This is a genomic window from Halalkalibacter flavus, from assembly GCF_036663575.1.
Classification (GTDB): domain Bacteria; phylum Bacillota; class Bacilli; order Bacillales; family Bacillaceae_D; genus Halalkalibacter; species Halalkalibacter flavus.
This window is the reverse complement of sequence record NZ_JAWRVK010000463.1, coordinates 1-204: the sequence shown is the minus strand read 5'-3', so window position 1 is coordinate 204 and position 204 is coordinate 1. Positions and strand designations below refer to the sequence as shown.

Annotated in this window: 1 rRNA gene; it reads right to left on the bottom strand. The window is 51.5% G+C overall.

Features of this window, described 5'->3' with window-relative positions:
- Positions 1–204 (bottom strand): 23S ribosomal RNA (locus SAY88_RS25805); the annotation flags it as partial.

The following is a 204-nucleotide window of genomic DNA, read 5'->3' as shown; positions in this document are numbered from 1 at the left end:
GCTAGAGGCTTTTCTAGGCAGTGTAGGATCAGGAACTTCGGTACTAATATTTCCCTCGCCATCACAGCTCAGCCTTAATGGAAAGCGGATTTGCCTACTTTCCAGCCTAACTGCTTGGACGCGGCATTCCATCAGCGCGCTTACCCTACCTTTCTGCGTCCCCCCATTGCTCAAACGGTGAGGAGGTGGTACAGGAATTTCAAC